This window comes from Pseudodesulfovibrio cashew, from assembly GCF_009762795.1.
In the GTDB taxonomy this organism is placed as follows: domain Bacteria; phylum Desulfobacterota; class Desulfovibrionia; order Desulfovibrionales; family Desulfovibrionaceae; genus Pseudodesulfovibrio; species Pseudodesulfovibrio cashew.
On record NZ_CP046400.1, the window covers coordinates 823,795 to 839,906 of the forward strand.

Annotated in this window: 18 protein-coding genes; 12 read left to right on the forward strand and 6 right to left on the reverse strand. The window is 63.1% G+C overall.

The genetic code is table 11. The annotated features are described in order from the left end of the window. Nucleotides 1-3: 3 nt before the first annotated feature. The 12 genes from GM415_RS03620 (at nucleotide 4) to rfaE2 (ending at nucleotide 9,029) form a co-directional block, all read left to right on the forward strand. The gene (locus tag GM415_RS03620; protein WP_158946472.1) at nucleotides 4-729 is read left to right on the forward strand and encodes an OmpA/MotB family protein; all 726 of its coding nucleotides are present in this window, start codon (nucleotides 4-6) and stop codon (nucleotides 727-729) included. 124 nt (nucleotides 730-853) lie between these two features. Beyond that, a complete protein-coding gene (locus GM415_RS03625; protein WP_158946473.1) occupies nucleotides 854-1,351 on the forward strand; it encodes a flagellar basal body-associated FliL family protein in 498 nt (165 codons plus the stop codon). Between the two features lie 81 nt (nucleotides 1,352-1,432). Further along, nucleotides 1,433-1,999 (forward strand): flagellar motor switch protein FliN, encoded by a 567-nt coding sequence (gene fliN / locus GM415_RS03630; protein WP_158946474.1) that lies wholly within the window; start codon nucleotides 1,433-1,435, stop codon nucleotides 1,997-1,999. A 1-nt stretch (nucleotide 2,000) separates the two neighbouring features. Next, complete coding sequence (gene fliO, locus GM415_RS03635; RefSeq protein ID WP_158946475.1) at nucleotides 2,001-2,405, forward strand: flagellar biosynthetic protein FliO; 405 nt, start codon at nucleotides 2,001-2,003, stop codon at nucleotides 2,403-2,405. Further along, nucleotides 2,405-3,169 (forward strand): flagellar type III secretion system pore protein FliP, encoded by a 765-nt coding sequence (fliP, locus tag GM415_RS03640; protein WP_158946476.1) that lies wholly within the window; start codon nucleotides 2,405-2,407, stop codon nucleotides 3,167-3,169. Before fliO ends, fliP begins: the two co-directional genes overlap by 1 nt. A gap of 91 nt (nucleotides 3,170-3,260) precedes the next feature. After that, nucleotides 3,261-3,530, forward strand: a complete 270-nt coding sequence (fliQ, locus tag GM415_RS03645; protein ID WP_158946477.1) for a flagellar biosynthesis protein FliQ — start codon at nucleotides 3,261-3,263, stop codon at nucleotides 3,528-3,530. Nucleotides 3,531-3,672: 142 nt separating this feature from the next. Continuing rightward, the gene (locus GM415_RS03650) at nucleotides 3,673-6,105 is read left to right on the forward strand and encodes a Lon protease family protein (protein WP_158946478.1); all 2,433 of its coding nucleotides are present in this window, start codon (nucleotides 3,673-3,675) and stop codon (nucleotides 6,103-6,105) included. Between the two features lie 137 nt (nucleotides 6,106-6,242). Beyond that, nucleotides 6,243-6,899 (forward strand): metallophosphoesterase, encoded by a 657-nt coding sequence (locus tag GM415_RS03655; RefSeq protein WP_158946479.1) that lies wholly within the window; start codon nucleotides 6,243-6,245, stop codon nucleotides 6,897-6,899. 7 nt (nucleotides 6,900-6,906) lie between these two features. Continuing rightward, nucleotides 6,907-7,377 carry a 23S rRNA (pseudouridine(1915)-N(3))-methyltransferase RlmH gene (locus tag GM415_RS03660; protein ID WP_158946480.1) on the forward strand — a complete coding sequence of 157 codons (471 nt, stop codon included), beginning with the start codon at nucleotides 6,907-6,909 and terminating at the stop codon, nucleotides 7,375-7,377. Between the two features lie 10 nt (nucleotides 7,378-7,387). Further along, nucleotides 7,388-7,642 (forward strand): hypothetical protein, encoded by a 255-nt coding sequence (locus GM415_RS03665; RefSeq protein ID WP_158946481.1) that lies wholly within the window; start codon nucleotides 7,388-7,390, stop codon nucleotides 7,640-7,642. Between the two features lie 97 nt (nucleotides 7,643-7,739). Further along, on the forward strand, nucleotides 7,740-8,534 hold the full coding sequence (locus GM415_RS03670) for a YkgJ family cysteine cluster protein (RefSeq protein WP_158946482.1): 795 nt from the start codon (nucleotides 7,740-7,742) through the stop codon (nucleotides 8,532-8,534). A gap of 9 nt (nucleotides 8,535-8,543) precedes the next feature. Beyond that, a complete protein-coding gene (gene rfaE2, locus GM415_RS03675; protein WP_158946483.1) occupies nucleotides 8,544-9,029 on the forward strand; it encodes a D-glycero-beta-D-manno-heptose 1-phosphate adenylyltransferase in 486 nt (161 codons plus the stop codon). 402 nt (nucleotides 9,030-9,431) lie between these two features. On the opposite strand, the gene GM415_RS03680 is transcribed toward rfaE2, so the two are convergent. From GM415_RS03680 to GM415_RS03705, 6 genes are all read right to left on the reverse strand, one after another. After that, nucleotides 9,432-10,253, reverse strand: coding sequence for a carbohydrate ABC transporter permease (locus tag GM415_RS03680; protein ID WP_158946484.1), 822 nt, complete (start codon nucleotides 10,251-10,253; stop codon nucleotides 9,432-9,434). Nucleotides 10,254-10,255: 2 nt separating this feature from the next. Continuing rightward, nucleotides 10,256-11,374 (reverse strand): carbohydrate ABC transporter permease, encoded by a 1,119-nt coding sequence (locus GM415_RS03685; protein ID WP_158946485.1) that lies wholly within the window; start codon nucleotides 11,372-11,374, stop codon nucleotides 10,256-10,258. 201 nt (nucleotides 11,375-11,575) lie between these two features. Continuing rightward, the gene (locus GM415_RS03690) at nucleotides 11,576-12,832 is read right to left on the reverse strand and encodes an ABC transporter substrate-binding protein (protein ID WP_199244332.1); all 1,257 of its coding nucleotides are present in this window, start codon (nucleotides 12,830-12,832) and stop codon (nucleotides 11,576-11,578) included. 77 nt (nucleotides 12,833-12,909) lie between these two features. Then, nucleotides 12,910-14,007: an ABC transporter ATP-binding protein gene (locus GM415_RS03695; protein ID WP_158946486.1), complete on the reverse strand. Its 1,098-nt coding sequence runs from the start codon at nucleotides 14,005-14,007 to the stop codon at nucleotides 12,910-12,912. Between the two features lie 25 nt (nucleotides 14,008-14,032). Continuing rightward, on the reverse strand, nucleotides 14,033-15,088 hold the full coding sequence (locus GM415_RS03700) for an aldose epimerase family protein (protein ID WP_158946487.1): 1,056 nt from the start codon (nucleotides 15,086-15,088) through the stop codon (nucleotides 14,033-14,035). Beyond that, nucleotides 15,089-16,111, reverse strand: coding sequence for a LacI family DNA-binding transcriptional regulator (locus tag GM415_RS03705; protein ID WP_158946488.1), 1,023 nt, complete (start codon nucleotides 16,109-16,111; stop codon nucleotides 15,089-15,091). Between the last annotated feature and the right edge of the window lies 1 nt (nucleotide 16,112).

Here is a 16,112-nt window from a genome sequence, read left to right on the forward strand (position 1 = left end):
GGAATGGGCAAGAAAAAAAAGGAAAGCTGCCCGCCTCTGGCGCTCTGGCTGGTCACCTTCTCCGACCTGGTGACCCTGCTGCTCACCTTTTTCGTGCTGCTGTTGACCATGTCGTCCATGGACAACGCCATCCTGACACGAGTGACCCTGCATACGGCGGACCTCGGCCTCCTGGACAAACGCGGCTCGGGCCGGGTCAACGCCAAGGAGCGGCTCATCGTGGACCTGATGGAAAAACCGTGGGAGATCCTGAACAAGAAGCAGCGCATCAAGGACCTGCTCTTCCCGGACGACGTGCTCCCCGACGAAATCTCCAAGAGCGAGCTGGACAGCAACCTGGATGTCCTGGCCAAGCCGGACGGCGTGGCCCTGGTCTTCTCGGACGACCTGCTCTTCTCCCCCGGCTCCACCGCGCTGTCCGAGCGGGGCGAGTTTCTCATCGACCGGCTGGTACCCATGATGACCCAGACCGCGGCCCCCATCAACGTGGCCGGGTACACGGACGTCTCGGACAACACGCAGACTCCGCTGGAGCTCTCGGGCGACCGCGCCCTGTCCGTACTCGCCTACCTGGTCAAGGCGGGGCTGCCGGACCAGCGGCTTTCCCTGTCCGCCTACGGCGGGAATTTCCCGGTTCTGGACGAACTGGGACGGCCCGTGGATTCGGCCAAAAACAGGCGCGTGGAGATTTTATTGAAAACGGCAAGACCCGTAGGCGGTTACCAATAACCCCGCAAGGGACGGAGGCCTGTCCGGCCGGCGCCGGGCCACTGCCACCGTCTAAACTTTGTCTGGAAAACCCGATGGAATCGGGCTATGCATCGACAAGCGAAAAGAAAAAAGGATGTTCGCCATGGCTGACGAAGAACTCCGTGAAGAAGGGAAGAAGGGCGGCAAGCTCAAATGGATCATCATCGGCGTGATTCTGCTGGCCTTGCTCGGCGCAGGCGGCTATTTCGGCTACACCATGTTCCTGGCCCCCAAGGACGGCGACCAGGCCGCAGAGCAAGCTCCGGCCGAGGATGACGTGAAACCCCTGGAGACCCTGGAAGGGACCCTGGTGCCCCTGCCCGTGTTCCTGGTCAACCTGGCCGACCCCCTGGGGCGGCGCTACCTCAAGCTCGGCATGGAGGTGGAGGTCCGCGACCCCGAAACCCAGGCCGCCATGGGCAAGTATGAGGCCAAGATCAAGGACACGCTGCTCCTGCTCCTCTCCAGCAAGACCTACGATTCGCTCTCGACCATGGACGCCAAGCTCCAACTCAAGCAGGAAGTGGCGGACAGGCTGAACCAGATCCTTGGCAAGGGCAGCGTTCTGCGCGTGTACATCACCGAGATGGTCATCCAGTAGCACGCATCTTGCAGATTCGCCTGCGGACCGTCCCGCTTTTGACGGTCGCCACTGGAAAACGTTTTCACGAGGTGTAGTGACATGGCCGAAGATCAAGATAAACTCGCTCAGGAATGGGCCGACGCCCTGCTGGAAGGCAACGACCCCGCCGCGACCGACCCCGACGATCCTTTTGGAGGGCTCGAGAACGTGACCGACCCCGCCGATGCCGGTGGGACGGAGGTCTCCGCCGACGAGGCCCTGGCCGACGAATGGGCAGCAGCCCTGGCCGAGACCGAACAGGATGAAGTCAAGCACGAGAAGGAACAGGAGTTCCTCTCCACCCAGACGCACGACTACGACCTGACGGACATGAGCGCCGACGCCAAGGCGCCCAGCAAGTCGGGCAAGCGCGACCTGGACTTCATTCTGGACATCCCCCTTGAGGTCTCCGCCGAACTGGGCCGGACCAAGCTGCTCATCAACGAGCTGCTCCAGCTGGGGCAGGGTTCGGTGGTCGAGCTGAACAAGCTGGCGGGCGAGCCCCTGGAAATTTACGTCAACGGCAAGCTGGTGGCACGCGGCGAGGCCGTTGTCATCAACGAGAAATTCGGCATCCGGCTGACGGATATCATCAGCCCCATCGAGCGGGTAAAGCAGCTTGGATAGCGTGGCGGTCAACGCGACGGCGGCCACGGCCGGGCACAATGCCACGGGCACGCCGCTCCCGGCGGTGGACATCGGGTCCTCCGTCCTCGTCACTCTGGGCTACCTCTGTCTGCTGCTCGGGGTGATATTCCTGGCCTACTGGCTGCTCAGGCGGCTGGGAGTCCAGGGCATGGGCGTGCGTTCGGGCAATGGCGCGCCCCGCCTGCTGACCCGGCTCATGCTCGGCAATCGCCAGTCCGTGGCCGTGGTCCGCTACCGCGACAAGGACATGGTCCTCGGCGTGACCGAGGAGCGGGTGACACTGCTCAGGGAGTTCGAGGCCGACGACGCAGCCGAAGAAGCGCCGGCGGACACCGGGTTCGCGCGACTGCTCAAGCGCAAGACGGACGAAGAAGGACAAGGGTGATGCGAAAAAGCAGCTGGTGGATACTGCTCCTGTGCGCGGCATGCGCGGCGCTGCTGGTGCCCGCCCTCGCCCTCGCCCAGGCACCTACGGTCCCCAAGCTAACCATGGAGCTGGCGGCAGGGCAGGCCGAACCCGGCGAGGTCTCAACCCTGCTGGAAATCCTCTTCCTGCTCACCGTGCTCGGCATGGCCCCGGCCATCATGCTGACCATGACCTCCTTCACCCGGATCATCATCGTCTTTCACTTCCTGCGCCAGGCCATGGGCACCCAGCAGATGCCGCCCAACCAAATCCTGGCCGGTCTGGCCATCTTCATGACCGTCGTGATCATGATGCCCGTGGGCAAGGCCATCAACGACACCGCGCTCCAGCCCTATCTCAACGAGGAAATCCAGTTCATGGAGGCCCTGGACCGGGCCCAGAAGCCCGTGCGCGAGTTCATGTTCAAGCATACGCGCGAAAAGGACCTCTCCATATTCTACTCCATCACCAAGGAGCCCCGGCCCAAGACCAAGGAAGAGGTCAACACGCTGATGCTCGTGGCCGCCTTCGCCATCTCCGAGCTGAAGACGGGCTTCACCATCGGCTTCCTCATCTACATCCCGTTTTTGATCCTGGACATGGTCGTGGCCTCCATCCTGCTGGCCATGGGCATGATGATGCTCCCGCCGGTCATGATCTCGCTGCCGTTCAAGATCCTGCTGTTCATCCTCATCGACGGCTGGAACCTGCTTATCGGCTCGCTGGTCAACACCTTCCAGTGACGAGATGCACAGGCATTCCCAGGGAGCCTGCGCGGAATTTCCAAGGCTGAGGCAAGGCAATGAAGAACCCGACAACCAAGGAGCATGAGGCATGACACCGGAATTCGTCGTCGGCTTCGCGAGACAGGCCATCGAGATGACCCTGATCATCTCCCTGCCCATGCTCGGCATCGGCATGGCGGTCGGCATATTCATCTCCATTCTTCAGGCCGCCACCCAGATCCAGGAGATGACTCTGACCATGGTCCCCAAGATCGTGGCCATCTTTCTCGCCCTACTCCTTGCATTCCCCTGGATCATGGACAAGATGACCACCTACACGACAAATCTTTTCCTCAATCTTCCCAATTATATAAAATAAACCGCACCCTTCCCGTGCGCCGCCCCGGCAGCGCCAGCTCCGCGCGGGGGCCTCATCAACTTGCTGACAAACATGGGGAAACCACGTAAGTTCCGTTGTAGCGGCGAACCTCTCGCCACACAGCAACTCTCGTGAGCGTTTGATGAAGCAGACCACCCCACCCAAGGCCAAGGCCCTTCCCGTCTCCAAGCTCCGCGCCACTCTGGACCCGGAGCGCATCCCGTACGCGGACAGCACGGAGATCCCCGACCGCAACGTCTATCCCCGGTTTCAGCCCAGAGCCATCCAGGCCCTGTCCCTGGCCCTGCGCATCACGGGCAACGAGCATAACGTCTACGTGGCCGGCGAGCCGAACATGGGCCGGACCTACTTCGTCAAATCGTTTCTGCGGCCCGCGGCGTCCAAGGGAAAGACCCCGTGCGACTGGGTCTACCTGTACAACTTCGAGGACAGCGACCGGCCCGTCTGCGTCGCCATGCCCGCAGGCCGTGGCCGCAAGCTCAAGCAGGCACAGCACAAGGCCATGACCGCCATCCGGCAGGAAATCCCGGCCCGGTTCGAAAAGGATGCCTTCCAGAAGAAGCACGAGCGCCTCGTCAAGAAATTCAACACCAAGCGCGAGGACCTCTTCGCCAAGATGGACGCCACGGCAGAAAAGGAAGACTTCTCCCTGAGCCTGGACGATGAAGGCGTACTGACCCTCTCGCCAATCGTGGACGGCGAGGTGGTCTCGGACAAGGACTTCGACAAGTTCAAGCCCGCCGAGCGCAAAAAGCTCAAGGCCAAGGGCGAGGAACTGCTCGCCTCGGTCTCCTCCATCCTGCGCCAGATCAATCAGAACGAGATGGACCTGCGGGACTCCGAGACCGACCTGCACCGCGAGACCGCCAAAAACGTCATGGCCGACTGCTACCTCAAGGTAGTCGAGAAGTTCAAGGACATCGAGGCATTGCGTGGCTACTTCGAGGACGTGATCAACGAGGTGGTCGACAACGTGGACCAGTTCATGCCCAAGGACTCCGCCCTGGCCGGGCTGCTGTCAGACGCCGTGCCCGGCGGCGAGGACTTCTTCTCCCGCTTCGAGGTCAACCTGTTTGTGGACAACGGCAAGACAAAGGGCGCGCCGGTCATCGTTGAGGACCACCCCACGGCCTTCAACCTGCTCGGCTCCATCGAGCGCGAGGCCGAGATGGGCGCGCTCTACACGGACTTCACCCTGATCAAGGCCGGAGCCCTGCACAAGGCCAACGGCGGGTTCCTGATCCTGAACATCGAGGACCTGCTCTCCAATCCCAACTCCTGGGAGGGCCTGCTCCGCGCCCTGCGCTCCGGCCAGTCGCGCATCGAGGACCCGGTGGACCCGGACCAGGTCAGGGCGCGCTCCCTCCAGCCCGATCCCGTCGAGCTGGAGCTCAAGGTCGTGCTCATCGGCACGGACGAGCACTATGAACTGCTCCTCTACAATGACGACCGCTTCGCCAAATATTTCAAGCTGAAGGCGCACCTCCAGCACGCGGCGCCGCGCACTGCGGCCAACATCCGCAACTTCCTCTCGGTCATCGGCCAGACCGCAAAGGCCGCCGACACCCTGCCCTTCACCAGGGAGGCCATGGCCGGACTGGTGGACTTCGCTTCCCGCCTGGTGGAGGACCAGAAACGGCTCTCCCTGTACGTGCCTCTCATCCGGGAACGGATGATCGAGGCCTCGGCCATGGCGCGCATGGCTGGCAAGGAGAAGGTCGGCACGGCAGAACTGGCAGAGGCCGTGTCCGCCAAGGACTACCGCGTGAACCTGTACGAGGAGGAATTCCTCTCGGACTATGACCGCCAGGTGATCAAGGTCTCCACCTCGGGCCAGGGCACGGGCCGGGCCAACGGCCTGTCCGTCACCATGTTCGGCGACTACGAGTTCGGTCTGCCCCACCAGATTTCCTGCACCGTCGGCGTGGGCCACGGCGGCATCCTCGACCTGGAGCGCGAGGCCCAGATGGGCGGCCCCATCCACACCAAGGGCATGATGATCATCAAGTCCTACCTGGTCCGGCTGTTCGCCCAGGACAAGCCCATCGTGCTCACCGGCTCGCTCTGTTTCGAGCAGTCCTACGCAGGCATCGAAGGCGACTCGGCCTCGGGCGCGGAGCTGGCCTCCCTGCTCTCGGCCCTGTCCGACGTGCCCATCAACCTCTCCCTGGCCTTCACCGGCGCGGTCTCGCAGACCGGCGCGGTCATGGCCGTGGGCGGGGTCAATCGCAAGATCGAGGGGTTCTTCGAGGTCTGCCGCCGCCGCAAGCTGACCGGCAAACAGGGCGTCATCCTGCCGGAGGACAACGTGGTCAACCTGATGCTCAAGGACGAGGTGGTCCAGGCCGTGAAGGACGGCCTCTTCCACATCTTCCCGGTCAAGACCATCGAGGAGGCCATGACCATCCTCACCGGAATGCGCTGCGGCACACGCAACAAGCGGGGCAAATACCCCACGGATTCCCTTTATCATCGCGTAGACAAGCGGCTTGCCGAGCTGGCCGAGCTGGCCGCCCCCGGCAACGGAGCCTGCTGGACGCACGGCGAGTCCTAGGCACGCAGCAAGATTCTCGACAGAAGGCCACCCCGAGGTTATCGGCGGTGGCCTTCGCCTTTCATTGACTCCGCCTCCCCTGGGGGATACGGTCCTGTCGAATCCCCTGACCAAGCCATTTTTCGGAGTTGAAAGATATGTATTTCATAGCATTCGGCGACGTGCACGAGTCCACCGGCGTCCTGGAGAGCATCCCGGACCTGGCGAACGCGGACGGCGTGATCATCACAGGCGACCTGACCAACCGGGGAAGCCGGGAGGCGGCGGCCCGGGTCATCGACGCGGTGGCCGCCATCAACCCGCGCATCCTGGCCCAGCCGGGCAACATGGACACCGATACGGTCCAGGCTTACCTTGAGGAACGCGGCATGGGTCTGCACCTTCAGGTGCGTGAGCTTGCCCCGAACCTCGGCCTGCTGGGCGTCGGCCTGTCCACGCCCACCCCCTTCGGCACGCCCGGCGAGATTTCCGAACAGACCCTGGCCGGCCTGCTCGACGAGACCTACGCCAAGGCCGACGGATTCGGCCATCTGGTCTGCGCCATCCACGAGCCGCCCCACGGCACCGCCCTGGATATGCTCGGCAACGGCCAGCACGTGGGCAGCCCCGGCGTGCGCGCCTTCATCGAGCGAGTCCAGCCCGCCCTGGTCATCTCCGGGCACATCCATGAGGCCGCAGGCGTGGACCGCGTGGGCGATACCACGATAATCAACCCCGGCATGCTCGCCGGAGGCGGATATGTGCGCATAGACTATGCGGACGGCGAACTGAACGCCGAACTCAAGAGCATCTAACGGAGCCATGTCGAAAATCGGATTCATCTGGGTAGGCAAGCTCAAAGAGCGCTTCTCCCAGGAGGGGTGCGCCCTCTACTGGAAAAAACTGTCCCGCTTCTTCAAGCTGGACGAGGCCGTGGTCAAGGACGGCCCAAGCAAGCTGCCCAACATCGATCGCAACAAGAAGGAGGGCGAGGGAATCCTCGCCAAGGTGGGCAAGGGCGACGTGCTCATCATCCTGGACGAGCACGGCGAGCGGCTCACCTCGCGCAAGCTGGCCAAATTGGTCCGTCAATGGACCGACGCCCCCAACCAGCGGCCGGTCTTCGTCATCGGCGGCCCCTTCGGCCTCTCGGACGAGGTCAAGGAAGCGGCGCGGCACGCCATTCGCCTGAGCGACATGACCCTGCCCCACGAACTGGCCCGCCTCGTACTCCTGGAGCAGCTCTACCGGGCCGGGACCATCCTCAAGAACATGCCCTATCACCACGACTAGCGGAGACCCTATGCTGGACATCGACTACCTCAAGCGCGTGGCGCACTATTTTGAAAGCGGAGACTGCCAGTTCGAGTTCGAGCACGGCGAAGAAGAACGCCGTCTGGCCATCATCGACTTCCTCGAGCACCTCATGGAGCTGGGCGAACAGGCCGACGAGCTGGCCACCAAGCTCATCTTCAAGGACGCCTACGCCTCCATGACCAACGAGGACGGCGTGGCCAAGGCCCTGGAGGAGGAAGCCGCCGGGGAGCCTGGGGACTAGAGCCTTTGCTTTATCGACCGTCCGTGCTAGGACGGGCCACCCGATGGCGGGATGAGCCGCTGCCGGAAATAATGGGGCCACGCCCCGGAGAACAGCCATGAGCGAAGATCAAACCAAGGACTTCCTCGACTCCCTGCCGGAGCTGGAGGAAGGCAAAACATACTGTTTCAAATGCTATCCCGGCATCGAATGCTTCAATGCCTGCTGCAGCGACCTGAACATGACCCTGACGCCCTACGACATCCTGCGCATGCGCCAGGCCACGGGCAAGGACTCCATCGACTTCCTGCGCGTCCACACCATCGGACAGCGCGCCCCGGACACCAATTTCCCGGTCTTCAAGCTGCGCATGACCGACAACGCGGCCCGCACCTGCCCCTTTGTCACTGAAGAAGGCTGTGCCATCTACCCGGACCGCCCCGGCGCGTGCCGCATGTACCCCCTGGGCCGCGCCACCCGCCCGGACGGCAAGGGCGGCGTCAAGGAGCAGTTCTTCATCGTCAAGGAGGACCACTGCAAGGGCTTCCTCGAAAAGGACGAATGGACCGGCGCGTCCTGGAAGCAGGACCAGGGATTCCACGAATACACCGCCAGCAACGACCGCTACATGCACATCCTGGCCCGGATCAAGGAAGGCGGCCATCCCGTCTCCGACAAGATGAGCCACATGGCCACCCTCGCCCTCTACAAGGTCGACGAGTTCCAGCGGTTCATCGAAAAGATGCGCCTCTTCGAACGCGTGGACGTGGACGAGAAACGCCAGCGCGCCATCCTCAACGACGAATTCGTCTGCCTCTCCTTTGCCATGGACTGGTTCGAGCTGATGCTCTTCCACGACACCACCAAGCTCAAACCCAAGAACGTGCCGACCCGCACGCCCTGCCAGAAATAGGACGACGCCATGGCCCTTCCCGAAAATTCCAAGCTCATGTCCATCCGCACCTACCTGAAGCGGAAGGCGGAATTCATGCCCGGCCACCGGGTGGTCTTCACCAACGGCTGCTTCGACGTGCTCCATCCCGGCCACGTGGACCTGCTCACCCGGGCGCGCGCCCTGGGCGACTCACTCATCCTCGGACTCAACTCCGACGAGTCCGTCAGGATGCTCGGCAAGGGCGCCGACCGCCCCCTCAACTCCCAGGAGGAGCGCGCCTTCGTGCTCGCCGGACTCACCTGCGTGGACCAAATCATCATCTTCCACGAGTCCACGCCCCTGGAGCTGATCAAGGCCGTCCGGCCCCAGATCCTGGTCAAGGGCGGCGACTGGCCCGTGGAGGACATCGTGGGCAACGACGTGGTCACCAAGGCCGGCGGACAGGTGCTCAGCCTGCCCCTGCTCGAAGGCTACTCCACCACCGCCTTTTTGGTGAAGGTCCGCGCTTCCTAAGCTGGCTTCCATAAGAATGACGAACGGCGCACGCTTTTGGAGCGTGCGCCGTTTTTTTTGGCTTTTATGTGCGGGAGTATGGCGTGAGGGGAAGGCCTCCGGCGGCCCTACCGGGGGTCGCCTTCGGCGGGACCAGAGAACCCTTTGGAAAGGGTTCTCCGGACTCTCCTAAACTTTTTGTGTTCGCTTCGCTCAGAGCCGTGCGGAAGCAAGCTGGCTGCCATGTATGGAACTGAGGTCAGCCAATAGTTTTTCCTTTTAAAGACGTTCGCCAAAGGCGAGAAAGGGTTTCCAAAGGGGGCTCGCCCCTTTGGCCGCCGGAGGCTAAATCACCCGACATCGCCGCCCTGAAGGGCGGCTTCCCCTTCTGATTTTTCCGCCTCTACCAGGCAGCCCACACAGCTACTCCTTGACCGAACCGGCCAGCAGACCCCGGATGAAGTAGCGGCCAAGGAAGATGTAGATGCAGAGCACGGGCACGGCGGCCATGATCGAACCGGCCATGGGCAGGTTCCAGCTCACGGCCTGGCCGCCCGCCAGTTGCGCCAGCCCCACGGTGATGGGGTTGTCCGCATGGCGGGTGAGACAGATGCCCCAGAGGAACTCGTTCCAGATCTGCGTGAACTGCCACAGCGAGGTGACCACGAAGCCGGGGATGGAGAGCGGGAACACGATGCGCAGGTAGATGGAAAAGAAACCCGCGCCGTCCAGCCGCGCCGACTCGATGAGCGCAGTGGGAATCTGGGCGTAGAAGTTGCGGAAGATCAGCGAGGTGATGGGCAGCCCGTAGACGATGTGGGCCAGAATCAGGCCCGGCAGCCCGCCGTAGAGGTTCATGGCCCGCAGGGTCTGGAAGAGCGGGATGAGGATGACCTGGTACGGGATGAACATGCCGAACAGGAAGAGCGTAAACACGATCTCGCTGCCCGGGAACTTCCACTTGGAAAAGACGTAGCCGTTCAGGGAGCCGAGCACCGTGGATCCGGCCGTGGCGCACAGGGTCAGGATCACGGAGTTGATGAAGTTCGGCTTGAGCAACTGGATTGCCTGGGAGAAGGACGACCAGTTGAAGACCGAGGGGAGCTCCCAGGCCGAGGGCAGGGATATCTCCGCAGGCAGCTTCAGGGCGGTCACGGCCGCCATGTAGGCGGGCATGAGGAAGAACAGGGACAGGACGGCCAGGGTGCCGTAGAGCAGGATGGAACCGGTGGTGGTGCGTTTCATGGCTATCCCCTCCTCCTCTGGCGATACTGCCCGATGAGGTACGGCACGATGAAGGTGGCGGCCACCAGGAAGAGCACGATGGCAATGGCGGCGCCCACGGCGAAATCATTGGCCCGGAAGGTGGTCAGGTACATGTTCAGTGCCGGATGGCCGGTCTCGGCGTTGTCCGGACCGGTCATGGCGAAGATCAGGTCGAACATCTTCAGCGAGATGTGCGAGAGGATGATCACTGCGGAAATGGTGATGGGCTTGAGCATGGGGATGGCCACATGTCGGTAGTAGCCCGCGTCGGACGCGCCGTCGAGCATGGCCGCGTCGCGCAGGTCCTGGGAGATGCCGTTGAACCCGGCCAGGTACAGGGCCATGGTGTAGCCCGAGTACTGCCAGATGGTGGCCATGATGATGCCCAGCGTGGCCATGTTGAAGCCGTGCATCTCTTCCATGAAGAGCGCCTCGGGCAGCAGCCCGCCGAAGAGCCAGGTTCCCGCGCCGAGTACGATGCCGGGCCCCAGCCAGCGCTTCACGGCCCGGCTCCCGTCTTTCCTGAACACGAAGAGCCCGGTCATGATCAGCAGGAAGGAAGCCACGTAGAGCAGGATGGAAAAGAGGTTCTGCCAGTTGAACTCGAGGATGGCGGCGGTGGAGGAGAGCCATTCGAAGTTCAGCGGCTCCATGCCCAGATAGGTGGGCAGGACGTTGACCCCGCCCTGGGGCGCGAGCAGCCAGCGCCAGATGGTGCCGGACACGATGAACGACAGGGACATGGGATAGAGGAAGATGGTGCGCAGGACGTCTTCGCCCTTGGGTTTCTGGTCGAGCAGGATGGCGATGAACATGCCCAGCCCGATGGCTCCGGCCAGGAGCATGATCGAATAGTAGACCGCGTTGACCAGGTCCTGGCGGAACCCGCCGCCGAGGAAGCCGGTGAACAGCTCCACGTAGTTGTCCAGTCCGACGAAATGCTTCTCGGGATTCAGGGCCAGGGACCCGGAGCCGCCCCAGTCGGTCATGGACGTCCAGATGGTGTTACCGATGAACCCGTAGACGAAGATCGCCATCAGGATCATGGAGGGCAACAGTGTCAGAAACGCCTTCAGTCTGTCTTTGGATGCTTCACGCATATTCCTTGCCTCGACGGCTGTTGCACCAGCATCGTCCGCGTTGTTGTCGGCTCTTAGGAAACCTCGGCGCAGATGCGCCCTTGGTTGTCTCGGGGGTGCCGACCGGCGTCCGTCACTTGTCGAACAGCCTCCATATCTGTCTTGAGCGGGCCGCGCACGGAAGCCGAAGCGTCCGGCGCGGCCAGCCCGGGTTGGTTTATGTTAGATGCCCGCTTTCTTGGCCAACTGCTGGCAGGCCTTGGCTGCGGCGGGAGCGTTCTTGGTCTTCAGGAACATCTCCATGACCGAGGCGAAACCGCCCATGAAGGTCTCGTTGGCGGCGACGCCGTGAGCCAGGGAGCCGACCACGCGGTCCTTGCCGAAATCGTTGGCGGAGGACTGCAGGTAGGCGTTGTACTTGGACAGATCGGAGTCGGTACGCGCGGAGATGGAGCCCTTGATCGGGTTGAAGGCATCAGAGCCTTCCTTGGAGCCGAGCACCTTGAGCCAGGCAATGGCGTTGTCGCGGTGCGGGGAACCCACGGGCAGACCGAAGGAGTCGGCCAGGAACATGAACTCGCCGGTGGTGCCGGGGGAGGCGGCCCAGCCGTAGCCCTCGCCGGGTACCAGCTTCTTGGTGGTGGTCATGTAACCGGCGGCCCAGTCACCCATGATGTTGAAGGCGGCGCGGCCGTCGATGACCATATCCGTGGCCTGCTGCCAGGACAGGGAAGAGGCGTCGGAGTTGGTGAACTCGAGCACCTTGCCGAAGAGTTCCCAAGCCTTGATGCCTTCGGGGGAGTCGAACTTCAGCTTGCCGGACCACAGGGCATCCCAGTTGTCCGCGCCGAGGGAGGCCAGGGCAACGGATTCCCAGAGGTGGTTGGCAGTCCAGTTCTGGGCCAGGGCCAGGGGGGTGACCCCGGCGGCCTTCAGCTTGGGCGCGATGGCGAAGAACTCGTCCCAGGTCTTGGGCGCTTCCACGCCCCACTTCTTCAGGTTGGCCGGGATGTACCACATGACGTTGGAGCGGTGGATGTTGACCGGGACGGACCAGATGCCCTTGTCGGTGCCGATCAGCTTGATCAACCCCTTGGGGAAGACGTCCATCCAGCCCTGTTCCTGGAACAGCGGAGTCAGGTCTTCCATGCGTCCGGCCTTGACCCAGGTGCCGATCAGTTCCTGTCCGGCGTGGACCTGGAAGGAATCCGGCGGCTCACCGCCGAGCATGCGGGTCTTGAGGACCGCTTTGGCGTTGACGCCGGAACCGCCGGTGACCGTACCGTTGATCACGTTCACCTTGGGGTTCTGCGTCTTGTAAATGTCGATCAGGGCCTGCAGGGCAGGACCCTCGTCGCCGGCCCACCAGGAGAAAATTTCCAGATCGCCGGTCAGTTCCTTGGCCTGGACGGCCTGCGGCATGGAGAGCAGCAGGGCGGCGACCAGCACCACGCACAGTTTGACAAAGGCCTTGTTCATAGTACCTCCTAGAATTGAAACTCTACACCTTAACCAATCAATTACACATAAAAACAAGCGATTGCAGCCTCGCAACATCAAACAATCGCATTTGTCGTCTCAGGATCGAACAGGACCATGCGGTCGAATTCGAAGCCGATGGGAACAGTTTCTCCGGGATGGGCGAGGACCCGCCCTTCCACTTCGGCGATCAGTTCGTTCTCACCGTCGATGACGATCTCCAGGTGGGACTGGCCGCCCAGGATCTCCGAGACCACCACCTCGCCGCTGCACAGCCACTCGGGCGGCAGCTTCTCGGTCCGGTCGCCCATCTTGATGGCGTCGGGCCGGATGCCTACGAGCACGGGCGTACCGTCCTTCAGAGACTCGGCCTTGCCCTCGGTGACAGGGAAGGCCGACTTGCCCACCTGCACGATGCGCCTGCCGTCCGCAACCCGGTAGGTGCCCTTGAGGATGTTCATGGGCGGGTTGCCGATGAACTGGGCCACGAATACGTTGACGGGCTTCTCGAAGACCTCGATGGGCGAGCCCACCTGCTGGATGTAGCCGTCCTTGAGGATGACGATGCGGTCGGCCAGGGTCATGGCCTCGATCTGGTCGTGGGTGACATAGATGGTGGTGGTGGCCAGCCGCATGTGCATCTTGCGCAGCTCCATGCGCATCTGGGTGCGCAGCTGCGCGTCCAGGTTGGAGAGCGGTTCGTCGAAGAGAAAGACGTCGGGCTTGCGCACCATGGCCCGGCCCATGGCCACGCGCTGGCGCTGGCCGCCGGAGAGTTCCGAGGGCTTGCGCTCCAGGTACGGCTCCAGTTCCAGAATGCGGGCGGTCTCGTTGACCTTGGCCGCGATCTCGTCCTTGCCGCTGCCGCGCATCTTGAGGGAGAAGCCCATGTTCTCGCGCACGGACATGTGCGGGTACAGGGCGTAATTCTGAAAGACCATGGCCACGTTGCGGTCCTTGGGCGATTCCTGGTTGACCACGCGGTCGCCGATGAGCACCTCGCCGCCGCTGATGGCCTCCAGCCCGGCGACCATGCGCAGGACAGTGGACTTGCCGCAACCGGAAGGACCGACCAGGACGATGAACTCGTTGTCCCGGATTTCCAGGTCCACACCGTGGACCACTTCCACGCTGCCGTACCGCTTGACGACTTGCTTCAACTCGACATTTGCCATTGCATCACCTTGATCATCCGCCGCCTCACGTGGTGGAGAAGCGGTATTCCGTTACATGTTGATAGGTCTCGCCCGGCCGCAGGGTGATGGCCGGGAACCCGGGTTGGTTGGGCGCATCCACGTAGCCGTGGGCCTCCAGGCAGAGGCCGTGCCGGTGGCCGTAGAGCGCTCCGAGCTTGCCGGAGAGCCGTTCTGGCAGGCCGTTGCCGGAATAGAACTGCACCCCCGGCTGGGTGGTGCGAACCTCCAGCACGCGGCCCGAGCCGCCGTGAAAGAGCTGCGCCGCCGTCTTCATCTCGCCCGGTGCGCCGTCCAGCACGAAATAGTGGTCGTATCCCTGGCCCATGGCGATGGCCTCATGGGGCGCGTCCACGTCCAGCCCCACGGCCTTGGGCCGGGTGAAGTCCATGGGCGATCCCGCCACGTCCGCGATCTCCCCTGTGGGGATGAGCGCGTCGTCCGTGGGCAGGTAGCGGGAGGCGTTGAGGGTCAGCACGTGATCCAGGACAGACTCTTCGAGGTTGCCGGACAGGTTGAAATAGGCGTGGTTGGTCAGGGAGACCAAGGTGGGCTTGTCGGTCACGGCCTTGAACTCCATCACAAGCCCTCTGTCGGCCAGGGTGTAGGTCACCTCGGCGTCCAGGTCGCCGGGATACCCCTCCTCGCCGTCCGGGCTGTGGTAGCGCAGGACCAGGGAGGCGCTGTCCGGGCCGCTCCCCACGGAAGCGTCCCAGAGCCGGGAATGGAAACCGCCGGGGCCGCCGTGAACCTGGTTCTCCCCCTCGTTGGGGGTCACCTTGTGAACCGTGCCGTCCAGCTCGAAGCGGGAATTTGACACTCGGTTGGACACCCGGCCCACGGTAACGCCGAAATAATTGGGATCGGTGCGATACTCCTCCAGGGTGTCGTACCCCAGGATAACATCGGCCATGGCTCCCCGCCGATCCGGGGCGGTCAGCTCCACCAGGGTCGCGCCGTAGTCCGCAATGCTGGCGCGCATGCCGCGTCCGTTGGTCAGCGTGAACAGCGAAACCTCGCGCCCGTCGGGCAGAGCTCCCCATGTTTGCCGTCTGATGTCCATCTACCGTTCCCTCCGCAAGGAAGAACCGCGCACCCGCAACTCGGTCGCAAGGATAACGGTTTCGGGATCGATCGTATCACGATCTTCATCGAATTGCTTCATCAAAAGCATCGCGGCTGTACGCCCCATTTCAAAGGCGGGCTGAAAGACCGTGGTCAGCGGCGGATCGATGAGCGCGGCAGCGGGTGTGTCCGAGAATCCCACCAGGGCCACGTCCTCGGGGATGCGCACGCCAGCCTTCTTGAATTCTGAAAAAAGTCCAACAGCCACTGGGTCGTTGATGGCCAGGATGGCCTCGGGCAGCTTCTCCATGGCAAGGTAGCGCGCGGCCCCGCGCCGCCCGTCCTCCTCGCGATAGCCACCGTGCAGGTGGTACCGCTCCTCGTAGGCCAGGCCGTGGTCCCGGAGTGCGTCGCGGTAGCCCCGGTAGCGGTGATCGTTGAGGGCGATGCCGTCCTCTCCGGCCATGTGTCCGATGACCCGGTAACCGGACTCGGCCAGATGGGAAACAGCCTCGTAGGCGGCCTTGTAGTCGTCCACCACCACCTTGGGCGTAGGCAGCTCCTCCACCACCCGATCGAACTGGACCAGGGGCACCCCCTGGCGAATCACGGCCTCCAGGTGCGCGTAGTCAGTGGTCTCGGACGAGATGGCGATCAGCAGCCCGGCCACGCGGTTGTCCACCAGGGCTCTGGTGTTGATCGCCTCGCGGGCCAGGGACTCGTTGGATTGGCAGACCATGATGGTATAGCCGTGCTCGTAGGCCACTTCCTCGATGCCGGAGATAACCGTGGAAAAGAAATTATGCCGTATTTCCGGGACGATAACCCCGATGGTGTTGCTGCGCCGCTTCTGGAGGGACTGGGCCAGCTGGTTGGGCCGGTAGTCGTAGCGCTCGGCGGCCTCCATGACCCTGCGCTTGGTCTCCTTGCTGATATCCGGGTGGTCGCGCAGGGCACGGGACACCGTGGACGGCGAGATGGAGAGCTTGCGGGCGAGGTCCTTGATGGTGAACTGGGCCACG